The following is a 9,340-nucleotide window of genomic DNA, read 5'->3' on the forward strand; positions in this document are numbered from 1 at the left end:
GCGAGGTGGACGAAGCCGGTGAAGTGGACGGTTCATCGGTCGTAGCGGGTGGCGAAGCGGCGGAATGGCTTGAGCCTGTTGCAGCGTCGTTCGATGCAGTTGCGGTGCTGATAGGCGGCGTCATCGTGCGGGATAGCAACCTTGCGGGAGCGGTTGGATGGGATCACCGCCTCGGCGCCCATTCCTGCGATAGCCGCACGTAAAGCATGACCATCATGGGCTTTGTCGGCCAGCACGGCTTTGGTGCCTGCGTGCTGTCGCCGGTCTGGCCAGCAGTGACGATGAGGCGCAAGGGGCGGCCGAGCGCACCGGCAAACATGTGGATCTTGGTCGTCAGTCCGCCTCGGGAACGCCCCAGCGCCTGGTTCTGGGCCCCCCTTTTCCGGTCGCCGCCTGCTGGTGCGCGCGGACGATGGTGCGGTCGATCATCAGATACTGGTTGTCGTGGTCGGCCGTCAGCGCGTCGAACACCCGCTCCCCTACGCCGGCATGGCACCAGCGGCTGAAGCGTCGGTGCACGGTCTTCCAGCGTCCGTAGCGCTCCGGCAGATCGCACCATCATCCATCAGCAGACGGATGATCCGTCATCCGCAGGATCGGCGGCCAGGATCGCCCGCCTTGCCAGGCAGCAGCGGCGCAACCCGTGCCCACTGGGCTTCGCTCAACTCGGATCGCCTGACTGCCAACCATCTGCTCCATGCTTTGGCACAGAGCCCTATGAATCAGCGAGCAGCCCGCTTGGGAACCCTGAAGGTCGATCCGGCCTAGCCCCCGACCGTGATCTCCGCCCCCGCCTGGGCGAGCAGGCGGGCCAGCTCGCCCCCAGGCTGCCGGTCGGTCACGATCCGGTGGATCTCGGCCAGCTCGGCATGGATGGCGAACGCGGCGCGACCGAACTTGGTGTGGTCGGCCACGATCAGGGTACGGGTGGCGGCCAGGCGCATCACCCGGTAGACGGCGGCCGCCTCGTCGTCGACATCGGCGGCACCCGAGGCCGTGATGCCGCTGGCTCCCACGATGGCCACCTCGGCGTGGAACCGAGTGATATGCTCGAGCGTGTCGCTGCCCACCACCATGCCCTCGCGCGGCTCGTAGCGGCCGGGCGCCATCAGCACCCGGATGCCCGGATTGGCGCCCAGCACCGCGGCATGCGCGAAGGCATGGGTGACCACCGTGCCGCGGGCGAGCGTGGTCGCCAGCAGACGGGCTACATGCAGCGTGGTCGAGCCGCCGCCCAACATCAGCGATTCGGCACTGCCAATCGCCGCCAGCGCCGCCTGGGCGATCCGCCGGCGCTCCGGCACCATCTGCCGCTCACGCTCCGCCACCGCCGGCTCGACCGCCACCGGCCGCGCGGCACCGCCATAGGTGCGCACGATCAGCCCGGCCTGGTCGAGCTCGTCGAGGTCGCGCCGGATCGTCTCGGTCGACACCTGGAACTCGGCGGCCAGCTCGGCGATGCGCAGTGCCGGGGCGGCGCGCAGGGCCGCCATGATCGCCTGCTGGCGCCGCGACTTCGCGTTGGCCGCGGGTACCGGACCGTTCTGGCTGACCATCGGACCGCTCCGGTGCCTCAAGGATGATGCTGGCGATTACCACAGGCGGGTTGGGTGATCCAACACGTGAGCATGTTGCCTCGATGCCGCCCTTTGTGGCCGAAATGCCTCCGCCGGGGGGCACCTCCCGGCATGACAGGCGTTGCCTCAGCTGCCGGAGCATGATTTTTTTCCGGCAACACGAGAGCGCGAAGCTACCAGACCATGCAATATCACACCTACGAAATGGCCCACGCACTGCTGACCCCCTGGCGGGCGCAGGCCAAGCTCATGACCCAGGTGCTGGACAACCCGCTGGTCCCGCTCGCGCATACCAGGCTCGGCCGCACCATCTCGGCTGCCTGCGAGCTGTTCGAGGGGGTTACCCGGCGCTACGGCAAGCCCGAGTGGGGCATCCACGAGACCCGGATGGGCGGCCTGACCGTGCCGGTGCGCGAGGAGGTCGTGCTGCGCACCCCCTTTTGCGAGCTGCGCCATTTCGATCGCGATGAAACGGTTTGCGGCAAGCGCTACGATCCCAAGGTGCTGCTGGTGGCGCCCATGTCCGGGCACTACGCCACGCTGCTCCGCGGCACCGTCCAGGCGATGATCCAGGAGCACAACGTCTACGTCACCGACTGGGTCGACGCCCGGCACGTGCCGGTGTTCGCCGGCAGGTTCGACCTGGACGACTTCATCGAGCACATCATCCAGATGGTGCGCTTCATCGGCCACAACACCCATGTGATCGCGGTCTGCCAGCCCTCGGTCCCGGTGCTGGCGGCCACCGCGATCATGGCGGCGATGAAGGACGAGTGCCGGCCCGCCTCGATTACGCTGATGGGCGGTCCGATCGACACGCGCTGCAACCCGACCGTGGTCAACCACCACGCCATGTCCAAGGACATCGGCTGGTTCGAGCGCAACGTGATCTCGCCGGTACCCTGGCCCAATGCCGGCTGCATGCGCCTGGTCTATCCCGGCTTCATCCAGCTCTCCGGCTTCATGGCGATGAACCTCGACCGCCATGTCGAGGCGCATCGGAGCTACTTCGACTCGCTCATCAAGGGTGACTGCGATTCGGCCGTGCAGCACCGCCGCTTCTATGACGAGTACCTGGCCGTCATGGACCTGCCCGCCGAGTTCTTCCTCCAGACGGTCAAGACGGTCTTCCAGGACCACGACCTGCCCGAGGGCCGGATGAAGTGGCGCGGCGAGCCGATCGATTGCGGTGCCATCGAGGACACGGTGGTGATGACGGTGGAGGGCGAGCGCGACGACATCTGCGGCCTGGGCCAGACCGAGGCCGCCCACCGGCTGTGCCACAACCTGCCGGCCGAGAACCATGTCCACTACGTCCAGCCGGGCGTCGGCCATTACGGCGTGTTCAACGGCACGCGCTGGCGGACCGAGATCCAGCCGCGCATCCGCGAGATGATCCGCGCGGTCAACTTCCAACGGCGCCGGATGGCCATGAACTGAGCGCGCAAGAGCGTTCCCGGCTTGGCGACCCGATAGATCGTACGTAAGCTTTCCGAACAATCGAGGCAGCCGACCCGAAGGGAGGGGGAATGCCCGGAATACGGAAAGCCGTGCGCCTTGCGCTGGCAGGCCTGGTGGGGCTCGCCGCCCTGACCGGCGCCGGCCTGGGTGCGCTTGCCCAGGAAGAGCCGATCAAGCTGCGGCTGCAGGCAGCCGTGCCGTCGGCCAGCATCTATTACGAGTTGCTCCAGCGCTATGCCGAGCGGATCGGCAAGATGTCGAACGGGCGGGTCGCGATCGAGGTTCTGCCCGATGGTGCGATCGTGCCGGCCTTCGAGATCCTGGACGCGGTCGACCAGGGCATCGTCGAGGCGGGCTATGCCTGGACCCATTACTGGTCGGGCAAGCACCCGGCCGCAGGATTGTTCAGCAATCCCATGGCCGGCGCCGGCTCCGGGATGGACCAGCTCTCCCATGTCGCCTGGCTGCTGGAAGGCGACGGCAACGCGCTCTACCGCCGCTTCTATGCGGAAGTGCTGGGTGCGGACGTCGAGCCGTTCATGGTCCAGCCGATGGGGCCGGACCCCTTGGGCTGGTTCGCCCGGCCGATCGAGAGCGTGGCCGACTTCCAAAAGCTGAAATACCGCTCGCCGCCCGGGATCACCGGCGAGATCTTCAAGGAGATGGGCATTGCCGCGGTGGGTCTGCCGGGTGGCGAGATCGTGCCGTCCGCCCAGCGCGGCGTGATCGACGCCGCGGAATGGATCGGCCCGGCCGACGACCTCAATCTCGGCCTGAACGCGGTCTGGAAGAACTACTATCTGCAGGGCCTGCACCAGTCGACCGATGTCGGCGAGGTGATCGTCAACAAGACGGTGTTCGACGGGCTGCCGCCCGACATCCAGGAGATGTTCCGCACCGCGGCCCTGGCCTCGATGGCCGAAACTTATGCCTTCAACGTCGCGCGCAACGCCCAGGCGATCGTCAAGCTGCGCGACGAGTTCGGTGTGCAGATCCACGACACGCCGGCGGACTTCTTTCCTGAGTTCGTGCGTGCCACCAACGTCGTGCTCGACCGGCACGCCGCCGAGGACCCGTTCTTCAAGGAGGTGCTGGAATCCCAGCGCAGCTTCGCGAAGGTCGCGGTGCCCTACTGGACCAAGATCCTCGACCTCTACAGCAATCTCGGCAACGCCGCGCTGCAGACCAACAACTGACGGCCACGCCGCCTGAAGAAGAACCACCGCCGCGGACGTGCGACCCCGATGCGCGGCGGCTCCTCTCGAGAGAGAACGGCGCATGACCGATCCGCTGCTGCGCGCGGCCCGCGCGATCGACCGCTTCAGCCTGTGGAGCGGCCGGCTCGTCGCCTGGCTGATCGTGCCGATGGTGCTGTGCCTCGTCTGGGAGGTGGCGGCCCGCTACCTGTTCATGGCGCCCACGATCTGGGCCTACGACCTCACCTACATGCTGTACGGCACCTTCTTCATGCTGGGCTCGGCCTACACCCTGGCGAGGAAGGGCCATATCCGCACCGATACCTTCTATGGCGAGTGGTCGCCGCGCACCCAGGGGATCGTCGACAGCCTCTGCTACGTGATCTTCATCCCAGCCCTGATCGCGATGCTCTGGGTCGGCTGGTTCTATTTCCAGCGCTCGTTCCTGCAGGACGAGCGGATCGTCACCAGCCCCTGGATGCCGATCGTCTGGCCGTTCAAGTTCGCGATCCCGCTGACGGCGGCCATGCTTCTGGTCCAGAGCCTGTCCGAGCTGATCAAGAGCCTCCACGCGGCGCGCACCGGCCACTGGCCCGCCGGTGACGCACGATGAGCCAGGAACTCCTGGGCCTGGTCTCGCTCGGCATCCTGTTCGTCGCGATCTTCATCGGCTTTCCCATCGCCTTCACCCTGATCGTGATCTCGCTGGCCGTGGGCTGGTTCGCGCTGGGTGGCCTGGTCGTGAACCTGATGACCCTGCAGATCTTCGCGGTGATGCGGGATCCCACCCTCACCTCGATCCCGTTCTTCCTGGCGATGGGCTATCTTTTGGAGCAGTCCGGCCTGATGGACCGGCTGTTCCGCGGCTTCCAGCTGATGTTCGCCAGCCTGCGCGGCTCGCTCTATCTGGCGGTCCTGGTCACCGCGACCATCTTCGCGGCCGCCACCGGCATCGTCGGCTCCTCGGTGACGCTGCTGGGCGTGATGGCGGCACCGGTCATGCGGCGCAGCGGCTACGATGTGCGCATGTCGGCAGGTGCGATCGCCGCCGGCGGCACGCTCGGCATCCTGATCCCGCCGTCCGTCATGCTGATCGTGATGGGCCCGGTGGTGGGCGTGCCGGTGACCGACCTGTTCGCTGGTGCGATCCTGCCGGGCCTGATGCTGGCCGGCCTTTATGCCGCCTACTGCCTGATCCGCTGCCACCTGAACCCGGAGCTGGGCCCGCCGTTGCCGCCCGAGGAGCATGCCGCCTCGGTGGGCGTGATCCTGAAGGAGCTGGTGCTCGGCATGGCGCCGGTGGTGGTGATCCTCCTGGCCACGCTCGGCGTGATCATGGCCGGGATCGCCACGCCGACCGATGCCGGGGCGGTCGGCTGCTTTGCCGTGTTCGTCCTGACCCTGCTCTACCGCCGCCTGACCTGGCCGGGTTTCATCCAGGCGAGCAGGGCCACGCTCGAGACCTCCTGCATGATCCTCTTGCTGGTGGTGGCCTCCAACCTGTTCGGCGCGGTGTTCTCGCGCCTGGGCAGCGCCAGCTACATCGCGTCCCTGCTGCTGGGCCTGGACCTGTCGCCCACCATGCTGCTGCTGCTGATCCTGGGCGTGATCTTCGTCCTGGGCTGGCCGCTGGAATGGGTCCCGATCGTGCTGGTGGTGGTCCCGATCATGCTGCCCCTGGTCAAGCAGCTCGGCATCGACCTGGTCTGGTTCAGCATCCTGGTGGCGGTGTGCATGCAGACCGCCTGGCTGTCCCCACCCGTGGCGCTGTCCGCCTATTTCCTGCGCGGCGTGGTGCCCGACTGGCCGCTCATGAAGATCTACCAGGGCATGATGCAGTTCATGGTGCTGCAGATCCTGGGCGTGCTGATCCTGCTGGCCTTCCCTGCTTTGGCGCTGTACCTGCCGAGCCTCCTGCACGACTGAGCGCGGCCGGCTGCGCCGACGCGAAACGGTGAGCAAGTGGCCGACCGGCTGGTCTTCGTCGTCATCCTCATGGCCAGCGTGTTCGCGATGGCCCAGGGCCTCTCCTACCCGCTGCTGGCCTTCATCCTGGAGCGCCAGGGCGTGCCGCCGGCCCTGATCGGCCTGAACACCGCGATGACGCCGATCGGCATCATCGCCTCCTCGCCGCTGATCCCGTGGTTCGCCCGGCGGCTGGGTGCCGCCTGGCTGGCGCTCTGCAGCGCCCTGGCCCTGGCAGCCCTGCTGCTCACGATCGGGGCCTGGCAGTCGCTGCCGGTGTGGTTCGTGGCCCGCTTCCTCCTGGGCTTCGTAGTCAACGGCCTGTTCGTCACCAGCGAGACCTGGGTCAACCTGCTGGCTCCGCCCGACCGCCGCGGGCGCCTGCTCGGCATCTTCGCGTCGAGCCTCTCCGCTGGCTTCGCGCTGGGCCCCTTCACCCTGACGCTGACCGGCACCGAGGGCTGGCCGCCCTTCCTGGTGGGCGTCGTCGTCTTCCTGGCGACTGCGCTCATCCTGTTCCTCGCACGCAGGCGGCTGCCGGAGATTCATGGCGGGCATGACGGGGGCGAACATGACGGGCAGATGGGCTCGGTGCTGGCCTTCCTGCCGCTGGCCCCCTTCCTGCTCCTGAGCATCGGGGTCGTGGCGGCGTTCGACCAGTCGGTCCTGGCCCTCCTGCCGTCCTACGGCATGAGCTTCGGCATGCCCGAGACGAGCATGGCGACGGCACTGGGCATCCTGATCGTCGGCAACATCCTGTTCCAGATCCCAATCGGCTGGCTGGCCGACCGCTGGTCCAGGCGCGGCACCAGCTTGCTGCTGTGCGGGCTCACCGTGCTGGGGGCCCTGCTCCTGCCGCTGGTGATCCGCACCGAGGCCCTGACCTACGCCATGTTCTTCCTGTGGGGTTCGGCCGCCTTCGGCCTCTACACGGTGGCGCTGATCGAGCTGGGCGAGCGCTTCACCGGCTCGATGCTGCTGGCCGGCAACGCCGCCTTCTCCCTGATGTGGGGGATCGGCGGCATGGTCGGCCCGCCGCTGGCCGGCCTGGCCATGACCGGGTTCGGCCCGAACGGCCTGCCGCTGGCGATGGGAGCGCTCTACCTCCTGGTCATGGTCACCGGCGCCGTCCCGGCCCGCCTCAGCCGAGCCGGCGATAGTGGGCGGCCATGAAGTCGTGCCAGCTCCCGTCCGGCTGCCGTACGGCGAAGCGCAGCACCCGGTGGTCCGGCGCCACGATCTCCAGCTCGTCGCGATAGCGCGCGGTCCTGCCCTCCTCGGCGAAGCTCGGCCCGTCGGCCTCCAGCTGCAGCCTGGTCCCGCCCGGATCCAGCCGGCCATCCTGGTAGACGCAGTGCCAGCTCATCATCGAGCCGATCCAGGTACCGACGAAGCGCCCCTGGCGGACGTCGTAGCCGAGCGTCAGGAGCATGGTCGCATCGCCGCCGCCAGGCATGGTCCCCCGGCCCTCAGCCAGGATCCAGAACTCGCCCAGCGGGCGCACCGTCTCGGTGCCGCTCGCCTTGAACGGCGGCTGGCCCTCGCCCATCTGCGCCTCGGACTCGTAGGTCCATTCGCCGATCATCTTCTGCAGCCAGGCATGTTCCTGCTGCGGCGTCTCGTTCATGACGATCTCCCTGTGGTGCCCCTGTTGTATCCCGAAAAGACATAACCATACAGTTAAGTGATAGACGACCGCGGCCGGCTGTCCGGGCGGTGGCCTTCCTCCGCCCGGCCGTGCTAGACGCCTCCGACCTTCCAGCCTTGGACCCGAAACCCTTGGACCTCGATCAGAGCAGGACCGCCGGCGGCCTCGGCGCCGAGGTGGCGCGCCGGCGGACATTCGCCATCATCAGCCATCCGGACGCCGGCAAGACCACGCTCACCGAGAAGCTGCTGCTGTTCGGCGGCGCCATCCATCTGGCCGGCGAGGTCAAGGCCAAGGGCGAGCGGCGCCGGGCGCGCTCGGACTGGATGCGCATCGAGCAGCAGCGCGGCATCTCGGTGACCACCTCGGTCATGACCTTCGAGTATGGCGGGCACACCTTCAACCTGCTCGACACGCCGGGCCACGAGGACTTCTCCGAGGACACCTACCGGACGCTGACCGCGGTCGATTCCGCGGTGATGGTGATCGACGCCGCCAAGGGCATCGAGACGCAGACCCTGAAGCTGTTCGAGGTCTGCCGGATGCGCGACGTCCCGATCATGACCTTCATCAACAAGATGGACCGCGAGACCCAGGACCCGCTCGACCTGCTCGACGAGATCGCCTCCAAGCTGGCGCTGGACGTGACCCCGGCCAACTGGCCGATCGGCATGGGCCAAAGCTTCCGCGGCGTCTGGTCGGTGTGGGACGACCGGGCGCTCCTGATGCGGCCGGACGCCAACGGCCGCGACGTGGAGGAGGTCGTGGGCGACAATGCGCTGCGCGACCGGGTCGACCCGGCCGTGCTCGCCGCATTCGAGGAGCAGCGCGAGCTGGCGCAGGGTGCGCTGCCCGAATTCGACCTGCAGAGCTATCGCGAGGGCCATCTGACGCCGGTCTTCTTCGGCTCGGCCCTGCGCAATTTCGGCGTGCGGGCGCTTTTGGATGCGCTGGGCGCCCATGCGCCGGCACCGCGCGCCCAGGCGGCGGGCGAGGCCGAGATCCTGCCGACCCGGGACGACGTGTCCGGCTTCGTGTTCAAGATCCAGGCGAACATGGACCCCAAGCATCGCGACCGGGTGGCGTTCATGCGGGTCTGCTCGGGCCGCTTCAAGCGTGGCATGCGCCTGGCACCGGTGCGCACCGGCAAGCCGCTGACCATCTCCGCACCGATCTTCTTCTTCGCTCAGGATCGCGCCATCGCCGAGGAGGCGGTGGCCGGCGACGTGATCGGCATCCCGAACCACGGGGCGCTGCGGGTCGGCGACACGCTGACCGAGGGCACGCCGATCCGCTTCACCGGCCTGCCCAACTTCGCGCCGGAGATCCTGATGCGGGTGGTGCTCGACGACCCGATGAAGGCCAAGCATCTGCAAAAGGCGCTGGGTGATCTCGCCGAGGAGGGCGTCACCCAGGTGTTCAAGCCGATGCTGGGGGCGGGCTTCGTCGTGGGCGTGGTCGGCCAGCTCCAGCTCGACGTGCTGCGCTCGCGG

8 protein-coding genes and 1 pseudogene are annotated in these 9,340 nt (G+C 67.9%); 6 read left to right on the plus strand and 3 right to left on the minus strand.

All coding sequences use genetic code 11. From position 1 onward, the window contains the following. Window positions 1–32: 32 nt before the first annotated feature. Both VNS22_RS25675 and VNS22_RS25680 read right to left on the minus strand, forming a co-directional pair. Window positions 33–686, minus strand: a pseudogene (locus VNS22_RS25675) (IS5 family transposase). 78 nt (window positions 687–764) lie between these two features. After that, complete coding sequence (locus VNS22_RS25680; protein ID WP_325737611.1) at window positions 765–1,556, minus strand: DeoR/GlpR family DNA-binding transcription regulator; 792 nt, start codon at window positions 1,554–1,556, stop codon at window positions 765–767. A 204-nt stretch (window positions 1,557–1,760) separates the two neighbouring features. Here VNS22_RS25680 and VNS22_RS25685 point away from each other — a divergent pair, with 204 nt between their 5' ends. The 5 genes from VNS22_RS25685 to VNS22_RS25705 all read left to right on the plus strand — a co-directional run bounded on the left by VNS22_RS25685 (window position 1,761) and on the right by VNS22_RS25705 (window position 7,372). Next, entirely contained in the window at window positions 1,761–3,017 is a 1,257-nt protein-coding gene (locus VNS22_RS25685) for a polyhydroxyalkanoate depolymerase (RefSeq protein ID WP_325737613.1), read from the plus strand. A gap of 89 nt (window positions 3,018–3,106) precedes the next feature. Further along, a complete protein-coding gene (locus tag VNS22_RS25690) occupies window positions 3,107–4,234 on the plus strand; it encodes a TRAP transporter substrate-binding protein (protein ID WP_325737615.1) in 1,128 nt (375 codons plus the stop codon). Window positions 4,235–4,316: 82 nt separating this feature from the next. Then, the gene (locus tag VNS22_RS25695; RefSeq protein WP_325737617.1) at window positions 4,317–4,847 is read left to right on the plus strand and encodes a TRAP transporter small permease subunit; all 531 of its coding nucleotides are present in this window, start codon (window positions 4,317–4,319) and stop codon (window positions 4,845–4,847) included. Next, window positions 4,844–6,160: a TRAP transporter large permease gene (locus VNS22_RS25700; RefSeq protein ID WP_325737618.1), complete on the plus strand. Its 1,317-nt coding sequence runs from the start codon at window positions 4,844–4,846 to the stop codon at window positions 6,158–6,160. Before VNS22_RS25695 ends, VNS22_RS25700 begins: the two co-directional genes overlap by 4 nt. A gap of 36 nt (window positions 6,161–6,196) precedes the next feature. Then, window positions 6,197–7,372: an MFS transporter gene (locus VNS22_RS25705; protein WP_325737620.1), complete on the plus strand. Its 1,176-nt coding sequence runs from the start codon at window positions 6,197–6,199 to the stop codon at window positions 7,370–7,372. Here VNS22_RS25705 and VNS22_RS25710 read toward each other — a convergent pair. Next, window positions 7,341–7,826: a DUF1579 domain-containing protein gene (locus tag VNS22_RS25710; RefSeq protein WP_325737622.1), complete on the minus strand. Its 486-nt coding sequence runs from the start codon at window positions 7,824–7,826 to the stop codon at window positions 7,341–7,343. The two genes, VNS22_RS25705 and VNS22_RS25710, sit on opposite strands and share 32 nt — an antisense overlap. A 152-nt stretch (window positions 7,827–7,978) precedes the next feature. Between VNS22_RS25710 and VNS22_RS25715 the strand changes: the two genes are divergently transcribed. Next, window positions 7,979–9,340: peptide chain release factor 3 (locus VNS22_RS25715; protein ID WP_325737624.1), on the plus strand; the 1,362-nt coding region annotated here is incomplete at its 3' end.

This window comes from Geminicoccus sp., assembly GCF_035556675.1.
In the GTDB taxonomy this organism is placed as follows: domain Bacteria; phylum Pseudomonadota; class Alphaproteobacteria; order Geminicoccales; family Geminicoccaceae; genus Geminicoccus.